At 60.7% G+C, this 16,597-nt stretch carries 12 protein-coding genes; 9 read left to right on the plus strand and 3 right to left on the minus strand.

Features of this window, described 5'->3' with window-relative positions:
* Nucleotides 1–4: 4 nt before the first annotated feature.
* Nucleotides 5–433: a DNA polymerase III subunit chi gene (locus AC3IX1_RS05150; RefSeq protein WP_489387377.1), complete on the minus strand. Its 429-nt coding sequence runs from the start codon at nt 431–433 to the stop codon at nt 5–7.
* 60 nt (nt 434–493) lie between these two features.
* Entirely contained in the window at nt 494–1,984 is a 1,491-nt protein-coding gene (locus AC3IX1_RS05155; RefSeq protein ID WP_489388689.1) for a leucyl aminopeptidase, read from the minus strand.
* 415 nt (nt 1,985–2,399) lie between these two features.
* Here AC3IX1_RS05155 and lptF point away from each other — a divergent pair, with 415 nt between their 5' ends.
* The 8 genes from lptF (at nt 2,400) to pdxJ (ending at nt 10,825) form a co-directional block, all read left to right on the plus strand.
* Entirely contained in the window at nt 2,400–3,518 is a 1,119-nt protein-coding gene (lptF, locus tag AC3IX1_RS05160; RefSeq protein WP_489387378.1) for an LPS export ABC transporter permease LptF, read from the plus strand.
* Entirely contained in the window at nt 3,511–4,572 is a 1,062-nt protein-coding gene (lptG, locus tag AC3IX1_RS05165) for an LPS export ABC transporter permease LptG (RefSeq protein WP_489387379.1), read from the plus strand. The genes lptF and lptG overlap by 8 nt, the downstream gene beginning before the upstream one ends.
* A 172-nt stretch (nt 4,573–4,744) precedes the next feature.
* On the plus strand, nt 4,745–6,544 hold the full coding sequence (lepA, locus tag AC3IX1_RS05170; protein WP_223458623.1) for a translation elongation factor 4: 1,800 nt from the start codon (nt 4,745–4,747) through the stop codon (nt 6,542–6,544).
* A 5-nt stretch (nt 6,545–6,549) separates the two neighbouring features.
* On the plus strand, nt 6,550–7,404 hold the full coding sequence (gene lepB, locus AC3IX1_RS05175; protein WP_489387380.1) for a signal peptidase I: 855 nt from the start codon (nt 6,550–6,552) through the stop codon (nt 7,402–7,404).
* 184 nt (nt 7,405–7,588) lie between these two features.
* Entirely contained in the window at nt 7,589–8,278 is a 690-nt protein-coding gene (gene rnc / locus AC3IX1_RS05180; RefSeq protein WP_008053221.1) for a ribonuclease III, read from the plus strand.
* Nucleotides 8,271–9,173, plus strand: coding sequence for a GTPase Era (gene era, locus AC3IX1_RS05185; protein WP_053162286.1), 903 nt, complete (start codon nt 8,271–8,273; stop codon nt 9,171–9,173). Before rnc ends, era begins: the two co-directional genes overlap by 8 nt.
* 172 nt (nt 9,174–9,345) lie before the next feature.
* Nucleotides 9,346–10,029 carry a DNA repair protein RecO gene (recO, locus tag AC3IX1_RS05190; protein WP_489387381.1) on the plus strand — a complete coding sequence of 228 codons (684 nt, stop codon included), beginning with the start codon at nt 9,346–9,348 and terminating at the stop codon, nt 10,027–10,029.
* Nucleotides 10,030–10,078: 49 nt separating this feature from the next.
* On the plus strand, nt 10,079–10,825 hold the full coding sequence (gene pdxJ, locus AC3IX1_RS05195; protein ID WP_489387382.1) for a pyridoxine 5'-phosphate synthase: 747 nt from the start codon (nt 10,079–10,081) through the stop codon (nt 10,823–10,825).
* A gap of 126 nt (nt 10,826–10,951) precedes the next feature.
* Here the strand turns inward: pdxJ and mltF are convergent, their stop codons facing one another.
* The gene (gene mltF, locus AC3IX1_RS05200; RefSeq protein WP_489387383.1) at nt 10,952–12,412 is read right to left on the minus strand and encodes a membrane-bound lytic murein transglycosylase MltF; all 1,461 of its coding nucleotides are present in this window, start codon (nt 12,410–12,412) and stop codon (nt 10,952–10,954) included.
* Nucleotides 12,413–12,697: 285 nt separating this feature from the next.
* Between mltF and purL the strand changes: the two genes are divergently transcribed.
* Nucleotides 12,698–16,594 carry a phosphoribosylformylglycinamidine synthase gene (gene purL, locus AC3IX1_RS05205; RefSeq protein ID WP_489387384.1) on the plus strand — a complete coding sequence of 1,299 codons (3,897 nt, stop codon included), beginning with the start codon at nt 12,698–12,700 and terminating at the stop codon, nt 16,592–16,594.
* Nucleotides 16,595–16,597: the final 3 nt, after the last annotated feature.

The raw sequence follows: 16,597 nt of genomic DNA on the forward strand, positions 1-16,597 counted from the left end.
AGGCTCAGAGTCGCTGTAAACGGTGATCTTGCAGAGAATAGCCCTGTTCGCGGTAGAAACGGAAACTCTCCCGCGCGGCCGCTCTGATCGTCGGATCCTCCACCACCACTTCCGCCACCCGGGCGAACTTGTTGGCGAAGGCCGGGACTTTCAGGTCGAGATTGACCAGCAAATCCTGATGCTGACCGCAGTCATCGCCCAACCCCAAGACAATCAAGCCGTCGGGCTCGCTGTCGGCAGGGCCGTGGGGCACGAAGCTTTCGCCCTTGAACGCCCACAGCCGCGCATCGAGATCGTCACGCTGGGCCGCGTCGCTGCAATGCAGGTAGATGCGGTGGCCCATGCGCCAGGCTTTCTCGGTGAGCTTGCAGGCAAAGTCCAGGCGTGCCGAAGGATCGGCGCTGGGCAGGATATAGAAGTCGACTTTGGTCATTGCGGTTCCAGAGCGGCAAGCGGCGTCACCGGGAAGTGACGCCGCCGCCCATCAACGGTTTCAGGCTTTGGCGCGGTCCAGCAGGTACTGGGTCAGCAGGGGAACCGGACGGCCAGTGGCGCCCTTGTCCTTGCCGCCGCTGGTCCAGGCTGTGCCGGCGATGTCCAGGTGCGCCCAGTTCAGGTTCTTGGTGAAACGCGACAGGAAGCAGGCCGCGGTGATGGTGCCGGCTTTCGGGCCGCCAATGTTGGCGATGTCGGCGAACGGGCTGTCCAGCTGTTCCTGGTACTCATCGAACAGCGGCAGTTGCCAGGCGCGGTCGTCGGCAGCCTTGCCGGCGCTCAGCAGTTGGCTGATCAGTTCGTCGTTGTTGCCCAGCAGGCCCGACGTGTGGGAACCCAAGGCAACCACGCAGGCGCCGGTCAGGGTGGCGATGTCGATGACCGCTTGCGGCTTGAAGCGCTCGGAGTAGGTCAGGGCGTCGCACAGCACCAGACGGCCTTCGGCGTCGGTGTTGAGGATTTCCACGGTCTGGCCACTCATGGTGGTGACGATGTCGCCCGGACGCGAAGCGTTGCCGCTCGGCATGTTCTCGGCGCAGGCCAGGATGCACACCAGGTTGATCGGCAGCTTCAGTTCGAGCACGGCACGCAGGGTACCGAACACGCTGGCGGCGCCGCCCATGTCGTACTTCATTTCATCCATGCCGGCGCCCGGCTTGAGGCTGATGCCGCCGGTGTCGAAGGTGATGCCCTTGCCGACCAGCGCGTACGGCTTCTCGGATTTCTTGCCGCCGTTGTACTGCATGACGATCAGGCGCGGAGGCTGGGCGCTGCCCTGGCCGACGGCGTAGAACGAACCCATGCCCAGGGCCTTGATCTTCTTCTCGTCGAGGACTTCGACTTTCAGGTCCTTGAATTCCTTGCCCAGGTCTTTCGCCTGTTCGCCGAGGAAAGTCGGGTGGCAGATGTTCGGCGGCAGGTTGCCCAGGTTGCGGGTGAAAGCCATGCCGTTGGCGATGGCGGTGGCGTGGGTCACGGCGCGTTGCACTTCAGCCTGGGCAGCCTTGATGGTCAGCAGGGTGATTTTCTTCAGCGCGCGGGGTTCGGCTTTCTGGCTCTTGAACTGGTCGAAGCTGTACTCGCCGTCCACCAGGGTTTCGGCCAGCAGGCGGGTCTTGCCATAGCTGTCGCGGCCTTTGACGACCACTTCATCCAGGGCCAGCACCGCATCGCTGCCGCCCAGGCCTTTCAGGGTATTGACGATACCGGCGATGATCTTGCGGAACGGGCGGTCACCCAGCTCGTCGTCCTTGCCAACGCCCACCAGCAGCACGCGCTCGGCCTTGAGGTTGGGCAGGCTGTGCAGCAACAGGCTCTGGCCAACCTTGCCGGCCAGGTCGCCGCGCTTGAGCACTGCGCTGATCACGCCGCCGCTCAGTTCGTCGAGTTGTCTGGCAACAGCGCCGAGCTTGCGGCCTTCGCCGACGGAGACCACGAGAGTGGCGGTCTTCAACGTTTCGGGGTTGACGCTTTTTACAACCAGTTCCATGTCCGGGTCCCTGAATTGATGGTTATCACGCATGCGCCCGACACCTTATGTGCGTCGATTGCTTATAAACAGAAAGGCGCCAGGATCGACCGGCGACAAAGGCCGCAGTTTGAACCTCGCTACCGGCGGCTGACAACCCTCGGTTGTACGATCTTCACGGTTTTGTCGGTCACTGTAGGAGCGAGCTTGCTCGCGAAGAACCTGAGACCAACGTGGGTTTTCAGGCTTTGCGCGTTATCGTTGACGACCATCGCGAGCGAGCTCGCTCCTACAGGCGCTTCCATGCATTGCGCAGTGACAGGCGCACCCAATCACAGGATAATGCGCCATCTTTTTTCGGCGGCTCTGCCTTGCGGGCTGTCCGATACGTTTGCTTGTTTGGCCGCCTTAGCCTGACAACCCTGGAGTGTCTGGTTTGATCGTCTTCCGTTATCTATCCCGCGAAGTCCTGTTGACCTTGAGCGCCGTCAGTGCCGTGCTGCTGGTCATCATCATGAGCGGTCGCTTCATCAAGTACCTCGCCCAGGCGGCCTCGGGCCTGCTGGATCCGGGTTCGCTGTTCCTGATCATGGGCTTTCGCCTGCCAGGGTTTCTCCAGCTGATCCTGCCGCTGGGGCTGTTTCTCGGGATCCTGTTGTCCTACGGGCGCCTGTACCTCGAAAGCGAAATGACCGTGCTCTCGGCCACCGGCATGAGCCAGCAGCGGCTGTTTTGCATGACGCTGTTCCCGGCCACCCTGGTTGCGCTCCTGGTGGCGTGGTTGAGCCTGAGCCTGGCGCCACAGGGGGCCAATCAGTTTCAGTTGCTGTTGAACAAACAGGATGCCCTGACCGAGTTCGATACCCTGGAGCCGGGGCGCTTCCAGGCTTTGCGCGACGGCACCCGGGTCACCTACACCGAGAGCATGTCTGATGACCGAGTGAATCTGGGTGGTGTGTTCATCTCGCAGAAAAACATCAGTTCCAATAACAAGGATCGCGGGATTTCCGTGCTGGTGGCGGAAAAGGGGCGCCAGGAAATTCGCCCTGACGGCAACCGCTACCTGATCCTTGATAACGGCTATCGCTATGACGGTAGTCCGGGGCAGGCCGACTACCGGGCAATCAAGTACGACGAGTACGGCGTATTGCTGCCAAAACCGGACGTCAGCGACGAAGTCACCGACCGTGACGCGATGCCGACCAGTACGTTGATCGGCAGTGACGACATTCGCATGCGCGCCGAGCTGCAATGGCGCATGTCTCTGCCGTTGCTGGTGTTCATCGTGACCCTGATGGCGGTGCCGCTGTCGCGGGTCAACCCGCGCCAGGGCCGATTCCTCAAATTACTGCCGGCGATTCTTCTTTATATGGCTTACCTGACCATTCTGATTGCCGCTCGCGGTGCCCTCGACAAAGGCAAGATCCCCGCGGTGTTTGGATTGTGGTGGGTGCACGGGATTTTCCTGGCCATCGGCCTGGGCTTGCTCTATTGGGAACCCCTGCGCTTGAAGAGGGCGAGTCGCCGCAGCGCGCTGGAGGTGGCCCGTGGTTAAGCTGGATCGCTACATTGGTAGCAGTGTGTTCATGGCGATTCTGGCGGTGCTCGGGATCATTCTTGGTCTGGCGACGCTGTTTGCCTTCATCGACGAGATGGGTGAAGTCAGCGATACCTACACCCTGGTCGATGTGCTGAGTTATGTGGTGTTGACCGCTCCACGCCGGATGTACGAAATGCTGCCGATGGCTGCGCTGATCGGCTGCCTGATCGGTCTGGGCAGCCTGGCCAGCAACAGTGAGCTGACCATCATGCGCGCCGCCGGTGTGTCGATCGGCCGGATCGTCTGGGCGGTCATGAAGCCGATGCTGGTATTGATGCTGGCCGGCGTGCTGATCGGCGAATACGTCGCTCCGCCCGCTGAAACCACAGCGCAGGCCAATCGCTCGCTGGCCCAGGGCAGCGGTGAAGCACAAAGCGCCAGGCACGGCTTGTGGCACCGCCAGGGCGATGAGTTCATTCACGTCAACTCGGTACAACCCAACGGCATCCTGTATGGCGTGACCCGTTATCGCTTCGACAAAGAACGGCACATGCTGTCGGCGAGCTTCGCCAAGCGTGCCGACTTCGAAAATGATCACTGGCAGTTGTCGGATGTCACGACCACGCTGTTCCACGAGCGCAGCACCGAAGTGGTTTCGACCCCGCAAGAGCGCTGGGACGTTGCGTTGAGTCCGCAGTTGCTGAGCACCGTGGTCATGGTGCCGGAGTCGCTTTCGATCAGTGGCCTGTGGGGTTACATCCACTATCTGGCGGATCAGGGGCTGAACAATGGCCGCTACTGGCTGGCATTTTGGGTCAAGGTGTTGCAGCCGCTGGTGACTGCCGCCCTGGTGTTGATGGCGATCTCCTTCATCTTTGGTCCGCTGCGTTCGGTGACCCTGGGTCAGCGGGTGTTCACCGGCGTGCTGGTGGGCTTCACCTTCCGCATCGTTCAGGATTTGCTGGGGCCGTCGAGCCAGGTGTTCGGCTTCCCGCCGTTGCTTTCGGTGCTGGTGCCGGCGGGTATTTGTGCCGTGGCGGGGCTCTGGCTGTTGCGTCGAGCTGGCTGATGGCGGGCATTTTCCGACCGCTTTGACATTAAAAAAACGCCCTTGTCGCAAGACCGGGGCGTTTTTGTAGGCACCGTCTGACCTGCGAACGTGACGCTTGCGCCGTGGATCAGGTACAATTCCCGGCTATTTTTCGGCGGGCTATGCCTGCAGCCTTTTTGAGTGTTGATCCGTGAGTGATTTGAGTCATATCCGCAATTTCTCCATCATCGCCCACATTGACCATGGCAAGTCGACGCTGGCCGATCGCTTCATCCAGATGTGTGGCGGCCTCGCCGAGCGCGAAATGGAAGCCCAGGTCCTGGACTCCATGGACCTCGAGCGTGAACGCGGGATCACCATCAAGGCGCACAGCGTCACCTTGTATTACAAGGCTCGCGACGGTATCAACTACCAACTGAACTTCATTGATACCCCCGGCCACGTTGACTTCACCTATGAGGTGAGCCGTTCTCTGGCTGCCTGTGAAGGCGCGCTGTTGGTGGTCGATGCCGGTCAAGGCGTCGAGGCACAGTCGGTTGCCAACTGCTACACGGCCATCGAGCAGGGCCTGGAAGTGATGCCGGTGCTGAACAAGATCGACCTGCCACAGGCCGATCCGGACCGTGTTAAAGAAGAAATCGAAAAAATCATCGGCATCGATGCCACCGACGCGGTCACTTGCTCTGCCAAGACCGGCCTGGGCGTCGATGAAGTGCTCGAGCGCCTGGTCGCCACCATTCCTGCACCGACCGGCAACTACGAAGATCCGCTGCAAGCGTTGATCATCGACTCCTGGTTCGACAACTACCTGGGCGTTGTTTCCTTGGTACGCGTGCGCCACGGTCGTGTGAAGAAGGGCGACAAGATCCTGGTCAAGTCCACCGGCAAGATCCACCTGGTAGACAGCGTCGGTGTATTCAACCCGAAGCACACCCCTACCGCTGACCTCAAGGCCGGTGAAGTGGGCTTCATCATCGCCAGCATCAAGGACATTCACGGTGCGCCAGTGGGCGACACCCTGACCTTGAGCTCGACGCCGGACGTTGATGTACTGCCAGGCTTCAAACGTATTCAGCCGCAGGTTTACGCCGGTCTGTTCCCGGTCAGCTCCGACGACTTCGAAGATTTCCGCGAAGCCCTGCAAAAGCTCACGCTCAATGACTCGTCCCTGCAGTACACGCCGGAAAGTTCCGATGCCCTGGGCTTCGGTTTCCGTTGCGGGTTCCTCGGCATGCTGCACATGGAAATCATCCAGGAGCGCCTGGAGCGCGAGTACAACCTGGACCTGATCACCACGGCGCCGACGGTAATTTTCGAGCTGCTGCTCAAGACCGGCGAGACGATCTACGTCGATAACCCGTCGAAGTTGCCGGACCTGTCTTCCATCGAAGACATGCGCGAGCCGATCGTGCGCGCCAATATTCTTGTGCCGCAAGAGCACCTGGGCAACGTCATTACCCTGTGCATCGAAAAACGTGGTGTGCAGGTTGACATGCTGTTCCTCGGCTCCCAGGTACAGGTGACCTACGACCTGCCGATGAACGAAGTGGTGCTGGACTTCTTCGACCGTCTGAAGTCCACCAGTCGCGGCTATGCTTCGCTGGACTACCATTTCGATCGTTATCAATCGGCCAGTCTGGTGAAACTGGACGTGCTGATCAACGGTGACAAGGTCGATGCCCTGGCGCTGATCGTGCACCGTGACAACTCGCACTACAAAGGTCGCCAGTTGACCGAGAAGATGAAAGAACTGATTCCGCGGCAGATGTTCGACGTGGCAATCCAGGCCGCCATTGGCGGGCAGATTGTAGCGCGGACAACCGTCAAGGCGCTCAGAAAGAACGTATTGGCCAAATGCTACGGTGGTGACGTCAGCCGTAAGAAGAAACTGCTGGAGAAGCAAAAGGCCGGTAAGAAACGCATGAAGCAGGTCGGCAACGTGGAAATTCCACAGGAAGCCTTCCTTGCAGTGCTCAGGTTGGATAGTTAGGTCCTATGTCGCTAAATTTCCCGCTGTTGCTGGTCATTGCCGTGTTGGTCTGCGGCCTGTTGGCGTTGCTCGATCTGTTGATCCTGGCCCCGCGTCGGCGTGCCGCTATCGCTTCCTATCAGGGCAGCGTCAGCCAGCCTGACATGGTCGTGGTCGAGAAGCTGAACAAAGAGCCGCTGCTGGTTGAATACGGCAAGTCGTTCTTCCCGGTGTTGTTCATCGTGCTGGTGCTGCGTTCGTTCCTGGTGGAACCGTTCCAGATTCCTTCCGGCTCGATGAAACCGACCCTGGACGTCGGCGACTTCATCCTGGTGAGCAAGTTTTCTTACGGGATCCGCTTGCCGGTGATCGACAAGAAAGTCATCGAAGTCGGTGATCCGCAGCGCGGCGACGTCATGGTGTTCCGCTACCCGAGCGACCCGAACGTCAACTACATCAAGCGTGTGGTTGGCCTGCCGGGCGACACGGTTCGCTACACCGCCGACAAGCGTCTGTTCGTCAACGGTCAATCGATTGCCGAGCAGCTGATCGGCTCCGAGCCGGGCACGCTGGGCAGCGCTGAGCTCTACAAGGAAAAACTCGGTGCGGCCGAGCACATGATCCGCAAGGAAATGAGCCGCTACCGCGCCATGCCGGACCATTCGTGGACCGTGCCGGCCGGGCACTACTTCATGATGGGCGACAACCGCGACAACTCGAACGACAGTCGCTACTGGGATGATCCGAACATTCCCAAGGATCTGCTGGGCATGGTTCCCGACAAGAATATCGTCGGCAAGGCCTTCGCGGTCTGGATGAGCTGGCCGGAACCCAAACTCAGCCACCTGCCGAATTTCTCGCGGGTTGGCCTGATCAAGTAATCAGACACGGCGCTGTTGAACACAGCGCCGAATGCATTTCTGGAACCGGCACAATGGGCGCCAGAGGCATTCAAACAATGATATTCAGGACGTTATTTTTGAACACAGCTTTAATTGTCCCAAGCCTGCGCCGCCTCACGGCGATGGCGGTGGAATCCAGCCACGAACTCAGCGTGGGTAAACCGTGAGCGTCTCCTTAAGCCGTCTAGAGCGTCAGCTCGGCTACACCTTCAAGGACCAGGAACTGATGGTCCTGGCCCTGACTCACCGCAGTTTTGCCGGGCGTAACAACGAACGCCTGGAATTCCTCGGTGATGCCATTCTCAACTTCGTCGCCGGCGAGGCGCTGTTCGAGCGCTTCCCGCTGGCTCGCGAAGGCCAGTTGTCGCGTTTGCGCGCACGTCTGGTCAAAGGTGAGACCCTGGCCGTACTGGCCCGTGGTTTTGATCTGGGCGAATACCTGCGCCTGGGCTCGGGCGAGCTGAAAAGCGGCGGTTTCCGTCGCGAGTCGATTCTGGCCGATGCCCTCGAAGCGTTGATCGGTGCGATCTACCTCGATGCCGGCATGGAAATGGCCCGCGAGCGTGTGCTTGCCTGGCTGGCCGGCGAGTTCGAAGGCCTGACGCTGGTCGACACCAACAAAGATCCAAAGACCCGCCTGCAAGAGTTCCTGCAGTCCCGTGGTTGTGAGCTGCCGCGTTACGAAGTGGTGGATATCCAGGGTGAGCCGCATTGCCGGACGTTCTTCGTCGAATGCGAAATCATCTTACTGAATGAAAAAAGCCGAGGTCAGGGTGTGAGTCGTCGTATTGCCGAACAGGTAGCGGCCGCCGCAGCACTGATTGCCCTGGGTGTGGAGAATGGCAATGACTGATACAAACGCAACTCGCTGTGGCTATGTTGCCATCGTCGGCCGTCCGAACGTGGGCAAGTCCACGCTGCTGAACCACATCCTCGGTCAGAAGCTGGCGATCACCTCGCGCAAACCGCAAACCACCCGCCACAACATGCTCGGTATCAAGACCGAGGGCGATGTGCAGGCGATCTACGTCGACACCCCCGGCATGCACAAGGGTGGCGAGAAGGCCCTGAACCGCTACATGAACAAGACCGCTTCGGCGGCGTTGAAAGACGTCGACGTGGTGATCTTCGTGGTCGACCGCACCAAGTGGACCGAAGAAGATCAGATGGTTCTGGAGCGCGTGCAGTACGTGACCGGCCCGCTGATCGTGGCGTTGAACAAGACCGATCGCATCGAAGACAAGGCCGAGCTGATGCCGCACCTGAGCTGGTTGCAGGAGCAGCTGCCGAACGCGCAGATCATCCCGATTTCCGCACAGCACGGGCACAACCTCGATGCACTGGAGCGCGTGATCGCCGATCACCTGCCGGAAAACGATCACTTCTTCCCGGAAGACCAGATCACCGACCGCAGCAGCCGTTTCCTCGCCGCCGAACTGGTGCGCGAAAAAATCATGCGCCAGATGGGCGCCGAGCTGCCGTACCAGATCACCGTCGAAATCGAAGAGTTCAAGCAGCAGGGTAAGACCCTGCACATCCATGCCTTGATCCTCGTCGAGCGCGATGGCCAGAAGAAAATCATCATTGGCGACAAGGGCGAGCGCATCAAGCGTATCGGCACCGAAGCGCGCAAGGACATGGAGTTGCTGTTCGACTCCAAGATCATGCTCAACCTGTGGGTCAAGGTTAAGGGTGGCTGGTCCGATGATGAACGTGCATTGCGTTCGTTGGGTTACGGCGACTTGTAAACCCGATTGGCGTTACGCTGTAGAACCCTGTGGGAGCGGGCTTGCCCGCGAAGAGGATGTAACATTCAGCAGTGATGTTGACTGTTACGCCGCCTTCGCGAGCAAGCCCGCTCCCACATTGGTTTTGGGTTGTATGTAAAACGGCATTCCTTCATTGAGCACTGTGATTTTTATGTCCCAACCCATCCCCCAACCCGCCTACGTCCTCCACTCCCGCGCCTACCGTGAAAACAGTGCGCTGGTGGATTTCCTGACGCCGCAAGGCCGGCTGCGGGCGGTGTTGCGCAGTGCGCGGGGCAAGGCCGGGACGCTGGCGCGGCCGTTCGTGCCATTGGAAGTCGAGTTCCGGGGCAAGGGCGAGCTGAAGAACGTCGGGCGCATGGAAAGTGCCGGGGTTTCCACCTGGCTCATTGGCGAGGCGCTGTTCAGTGGCCTTTACCTCAATGAACTGCTGATTCGCTTGTTGCCCGCTGAAGATCCGCTCCCCTCGGTGTTCGATCATTACGCCGCCACCTTGCTGGCGTTGGCCGAAGGTCGCCCACTGGAGCCCTTGCTACGCTCCTTTGAGTGGCGCTTGCTCGATGACCTCGGCTACGGTTTTTCCCTGACTATTGATATTCATGATCAACCCATCGCGCCGGACGGCCTATACCGTTTGCAAGTGGATGCGGGGCTGGAGCGGGTCTATCTGCTGCAACCGGGTCTGTTCAACGGCACCGAACTGCTGGCCATGGCTGAAGCCGACTGGTCTGCCCCCGGCGCTCTGTCTGCCGCCAAGCGCCTGATGCGCCAGGCGTTGGCCGTTCACCTGGGCGGCCGTCCACTTGTCAGTCGCGAGCTGTTTCGCAAGCCCTGATCACACCGTATGCTGTGCACCGAACTTTCTCTTCTTCTGGAGCGCTTCCGTGACCACCAGCACCCGTATTCTTCTTGGCGTGAACATCGACCACGTTGCCACCCTGCGTCAGGCCCGGGGCACCCGTTACCCGGACCCGGTCAAGGCTGCACTGGACGCGGAAGAGGCGGGCGCCGACGGCATCACCGTGCACCTGCGTGAAGACCGTCGGCACATTCAGGAGCGCGACGTTCTGGTGCTCAAGGACGTGCTGCAAACCCGCATGAACTTCGAAATGGGCGTCACCGAAGAAATGATGCAGTTCGCCGAACGCATCCGCCCGGCGCACATTTGCCTGGTACCTGAAACCCGTCAGGAACTGACCACTGAAGGTGGCCTGGACGTGGCGGGGCAGGAAGCGCGGATCAAGGCAGCGGTCGAGCGCCTGTCGAAGATCGGCTCTGAAGTGTCGTTGTTCATCGATGCCGATGAGCGCCAGATCGAAGCCTCCCGCCGTGTCGGCGCACCGGCCATCGAACTGCACACCGGTCGTTATGCCGATGCCGAGACGCCGACCGACGTCGCCGAAGAACTCAAGCGTGTGGCCGATGGCGTGGCCTTTGGCCTGGCCCAGGGCCTGATCGTCAATGCCGGTCATGGTCTGCACTATCACAACGTCGAAGCCGTGGCAGCGATCAAGGGCATCAACGAGCTGAACATCGGCCATGCGCTGGTGGCCCATGCGCTGTTCGTTGGCTTCAAGTCGGCTGTTTCGGAGATGAAGGCGCTGATTCTGGCGGCTGCTGCCAAGGCTTAAAACACAATACAAATCCCACTGTAGGAGCGAGCCTGCTCGCGATAGCGGTCTGACAGACACAGTTGATGTGGCTGAAAGGGCCTCATCGCGAGCAGGCTCGCTCCTACAGTGGTTTGGTGGTGGTTTTTAGAGCGGCGCTGGCTCTTGAGACGGCTTACTCTTGTCGATCCCCGGAACCAGCAGTTTGCCCTCGGCGACCTGATCGCCTTCAAGTTGCGGCTGCGTGACCCAGGTCAGGATGTCGTAGTAGCGACGGATGTTCGCCACGAAATGCACCGGTTCGCCGCCACGGGCGTAACCATAACGGGTTTTGCTGTACCACTTCTTTTCCGACAGGCGCGGCAGGATCTTCTTCACGTCCAGCCATTTGTCCGGGTTCAACCCTTCCTTGGCCGCCAGTTTGCGTGCGTCATCCAGGTGGCCGCTGCCGACGTTGTAGGCCGCCAGGGCAAACCAGGTCCGGTCCGGCTCCTGAATCGAATCGTCGAGCTGGTCTTTCATGTAGGCCAGGTACTTGGCGCCGCCCATGATGCTCTGCCTGGGGTCCAGGCGGTTGGACACGCCCATGGCCTGCGCGGTGTTCTGGGTCAGCATCATCAGGCCGCGTACGCCGGTCTTGGACGTGACCGTCGGTTGCCACAACGACTCCTGGTACCCGATGGCCGCCAGCAGGCGCCAGTCGACTTTCTCTTTCTTGGCGTATGACTTGAAGTGCTGTTCGTACTTGGGCAGGCGTTGCTGCAAGTGTTGGGCAAACGTGGTGGCGCCCATGTAGCCGAGGACGTCGACATGCCCGTAGTAGCGGTCCTTGAGGCGTTGCAGGGTGCCGTTCTTCTTGACCTTGTCGAGGTAGTCGTTGATTTCGTTGAGCAGGCTGTTGTCGTCGCCCGGGGCGACGGCCCAGCTCTGGTTGCTGGCGTCACCGAGGTCGAAGGCGACCCGGATGTTGGTGAAGTACACCTGGTTCATCGCCACTTCGTTGGAGTCGACCAGCGTCATGTCGATCTGACCTTCGTCCACCATGCGCAGGAGATCGACGACCTCGACCGCGTCAGACTCTTCGTATTCGATGCCGGGAAATTTCTGTTTCAGCTGCGCCAGTTGTTCGGCGTGGGTGCTGCCCTTGAGCACCATGATCTTCTTGCCCACCAGATCCTTCGCATCGGTCGGCCGGGACTGGCCGTTGCGATAGATGATCTGCGGGGTGACTTCCAGATAGGAGTGGGAGAAGCGCACCTGCTTCTTGCGCTCTTCGCTGCTGACCAGGCCGGCCGCCGCCAGCACCGGGCCATTGGGCTTGCCGACCTGATTGAACAGGTCATCGAGGTTGTCGGCGGTCTCTATCTTGAGCTCGACCCCCAGATCGTCGGCGAAGCGCTTCACCAGCTCGTATTCGAAGCCGGTTTCACCGTTGCGATCCTGAAAGTAGGTGGCGGGGCTGTTTCGGGTAACCACCCGCAGCACACCATCCTCCTTTACGTGCTCGAGCGTGTTGGGTTTATCAACACAGCCACCGAGCATCAGGAAGAGTCCGGTTGCGATCAGCCATTTGGCGTACCGCGGACGCAAAGCCGTTGGGAAAAACATGTGCGCAGTATACGCAAAGGACCACGGGCGCCATATCTCGACAGCGAGGGGCTTGTCTGCTAGAGATCACAAAACTGGCCGAAACCCCGCAGGAATGGGCTTTATCTGCATTTTGTTACAGTAAAAATAAGCTGTCGTCACACGCCCCATTAACCTGACTTTCGAGGCAGAAACACAGATCGACACCCGAGTGCAACCGTGCGTAGCGTTTCGGGTGCTGTCGCGGGCTGTTTAGGCTAGAATGCACGGCCTCAAAGCACACCCCTTCCCGAGGCTGTCCCGAAGATGTTGATCCTGCGCGGCGCTCCTGCCCTTTCTGCCTTTCGCCACAGCAAACTCCTTGAGCAACTGAGCCAGAAGGTTCCGGCTGTCAGTGGCCTGTATGCTGAATTCGCTCACTTCGCCGAAGTTACCGGCGTCCTGACCGGCGACGAACAGCAGGTGCTTGCGCGCCTTCTGAAGTACGGTCCAAGCGTTCCTGTACAGGAACCGACCGGTCGTCTGTTTCTGGTGCTGCCGCGTTTCGGCACCATCTCGCCGTGGTCGAGCAAGGCCAGCGACATCGCCCGTAACTGTGGCCTGGCGAAAATCCAGCGCCTCGAGCGCGGCATCGCGTTCTACGTGGCCGGCCAGTTCAGCGACGCTGAAGCCCAGCTGATCGCCGACGGTCTGCACGACCGCATGACCCAGATCGTCCTGGGCAACCTCGAACAGGCTGCCGGCCTGTTCAGCCACGCCGAGCCAAAACCCCTGACCGCCATCGATGTGTTGGGTGGCGGCCGCGCCGCGCTGGAAAAAGCCAACACCGAGCTGGGCCTGGCCCTGGCCGAAGACGAGATCGACTACCTGGTCAACGCCTTCGTGGGCTTGAAGCGCAACCCGCACGACATCGAACTGATGATGTTCGCCCAGGCGAACTCCGAGCACTGCCGTCACAAGATCTTCAACGCCAGTTGGGACATCGACGGCGAGAGCCAGGAAAAAAGCCTGTTCGGCATGATCAAGAACACCTACGTGATGCACAGCGAAGGCGTTCTGTCGGCTTACAAGGACAACGCTTCGGTAATCGTCGGCTCCGTGGCCGGTCGCTTCTTCCCGGACCCTGAGACCCGCCAGTACGGCGCGGTGCAGGAGCCGGTGCACATCCTGATGAAAGTCGAGACCCACAACCACCCGACCGCGATTGCCCCGTTCCCGGGCGCATCCACCGGTTCCGGTGGCGAGATTCGCGACGAAGGCGCCACCGGCCGTGGTGCCAAGCCGAAGGCTGGCCTGACCGGATTCACCGTGTCGAACCTGCAGATCCCGGGCTTCGAACAGCCGTGGGAAGTGCCGTACGGCAAGCCTGAGCGCATCGTTACCGCGCTGGACATCATGATCGAAGGCCCGCTGGGCGGCGCTGCGTTCAACAACGAATTCGGTCGTCCGGCCCTGACCGGCTACTTCCGTACCTTCGAACAATCGATCACCACCCCGCACGGCGATGAAGTCCGTGGCTACCACAAGCCGATCATGCTGGCTGGCGGCATGGGCAACATCCGTGAAGAACACGTCAAGAAAGGCGAGATCCTGGTCGGCTCCAAGCTGATCGTGCTCGGCGGCCCGGCGATGCTGATCGGCCTGGGTGGCGGCGCGGCTTCCTCCATGGCCACCGGCACCAGCTCGGCAGACCTCGACTTCGCTTCGGTACAGCGCGAAAACCCTGAGATGGAACGTCGCTGCCAGGAAGTCATCGACCGTTGCTGGCAGCTGGGCGACAAGAACCCGATCAGCTTCATCCACGACGTGGGTGCGGGCGGTCTGTCCAACGCCTTCCCGGAACTGGTCAACGACGGTGACCGTGGTGGCCGTTTCGAATTGCGCAACATTCCAAACGACGAGCCGGGCATGGCCCCGCACGAAATCTGGTCCAACGAATCCCAGGAACGTTACGTCCTGGCCGTCGGCCCGGCTGACTTCGAGCGCTTCAAGGCGATCTGCGAACGTGAGCGTTGCCCGTTCGCCGTGGTCGGCGAAGCCACTGCCGAACCGCAACTAACCGTGACCGACAGCCACTTCGGCAACAGCCCGGTGGACATGCCACTGGAAGTGCTGCTGGGCAAGGCTCCGCGCATGCACCGTTCGGTGGTGCGTGAAAACGAACTGGGCGACGATTTCGATCCGTCGACCCTCGACATCGCCAACTGCGTCGAGCGCGTCCTGCATCACCCGGCCGTAGCGAGCAAGAGCTTCCTGATCACCATCGGCGACCGCACCATCACCGGCCTCGTGGCCCGTGATCAGATGGTCGGTCCGTGGCAGGTTCCGGTGGCCGACGTTGCCGTCACCGCCACCAGCTTCGACGTCTACACCGGTGAAGCCATGGCCATGGGCGAGCGTACTCCGCTGGCACTGCTGGACGCTCCGGCGTCGGGCCGCATGGCGATCGGCGAAACCTTGACCAACATCGCGGCTTCGCGCATCGGCAAGATCTCCGACATCAAGTTGTCGGCGAACTGGATGTCGGCTGCCGGTCACCCGGGTGAAGACGCACGTCTGTACGACACCGTGAAAGCGGTCGGCATGGAACTGTGCCCTGAGCTGGGCATCACCATTCCGGTGGGCAAGGACTCGATGTCCATGGCCACCCGCTGGAACGATGAAGGCGTGGACAAGTCCGTCACTTCGCCGATGTCCCTGATCGTGACCGGTTTCGCGCCAGTGACTGACATCCGTCAGACCCTGACCCCGCAACTGCGCATGGACAAGGGCACCACCGACCTGATCCTGATCGATCTGGGCCGCGGCCAGAACCGCATGGGCGCCTCGATCCTCGCGCAGGTTCACGGCAAACTCGGCAGTCAGGCTCCGGACGTCGATGACGCCGAAGACCTGAAAGCCTTCTTCGCGGTGATCCAGGGCCTCAACGCCGACGGCCACCTGCTGGCTTACCACGACCGTTCCGACGGTGGTCTGCTCACCAGCGCCGTGGAAATGGCGTTCGCCGGTCACTGTGGCCTGAGCCTGAACCTCGACGGTCTGGCAGAAACCTCCGCCGACATCGCCGCCATCCTGTTCAACGAAGAACTGGGTGCGGTGATCCAGGTTCGTCAGGACGCCACCCCGGACATCCTCGCGCAGTTCAGCGCTGCCGGTTTGGGCGACTGCGTATCGGTGGTCGGTCAGCCGATGAACAACGGTGAGGTCAGCATCACCTTCAACGGCGAAACCGTGTTCGAAGGTCAGCGTCGTCTGCTGCAACGCCAGTGGGCCGAGACCAGCTACCAGATCCAGCGTCTGCGTGATAACGCCGACTGCGCCGAACAAGAGTTCGACGTGCTGCTGGAAGAAGAAAATCCGGGCCTGAGCGTCAAGCTGAGCTACGACGTCAACCAGGACGTCGCCGCGCCTTACATCAAGAAAGGCATCCGCCCACAGGTTGCCGTGCTGCGTGAGCAGGGCGTCAACGGTCAGGTGGAAATGGCGGCTGCGTTCGACCGCGCTGGTTTCAACGCGATCGACGTGCACATGAGCGACATTCTGGCCGGCCGTGTCGACCTGAACGAGTTCAAGGGCATGGTCGCTTGCGGTGGTTTCTCCTACGGCGACGTACTGGGTGCCGGTGAAGGCTGGGCGAAATCCGCGCTGTTCAACAGCCGTGCCCGCGATGCGTTCCAGGGTTTCTTCGAGCGTAACGACAGCTTCACCCTCGGCGTGTGCAACGGTTGCCAGATGATGTCCAACCTGCACGAGCTGATCCCGGGCAGCGAGTTCTGGCCGCACTTCGTGCGTAACCGCTCCGAGCAGTTCGAAGCCCGTGTTGCCATGGTGCAGATCCAGGAGTCGAACTCGATCTTCCTGCAAGGCATGGCCGGTTCGCGTATGCCGATCGCCATCGCCCACGGTGAAGGTCATGCCGAATTCTCCAGCGAGGAAGCACTGCTGGAAGCCGATCTGTCCGGTTGCGTGGCGATGCGTTTCGTCGACAACCACGGCAAGGTCACCGAAAGCTACCCGGCCAACCCGAACGGCTCGCCGCGCGGGATCACCGGTCTGACCAGCCGCGACGGTCGCGTGACCATCATGATGCCGCACCCGGAGCGAGTGTTCCGCGCCGTGCAGAACTCGTGGCGTTCCGATGACTGGAACGAAGATGCACCGCTGATGCGTATGTTCCGTAATGCTCGCGTGTGGGTGAACTGATAG

The sequence above is a fragment of the Pseudomonas sp. KH_046_2 genome, assembly GCF_057838985.1.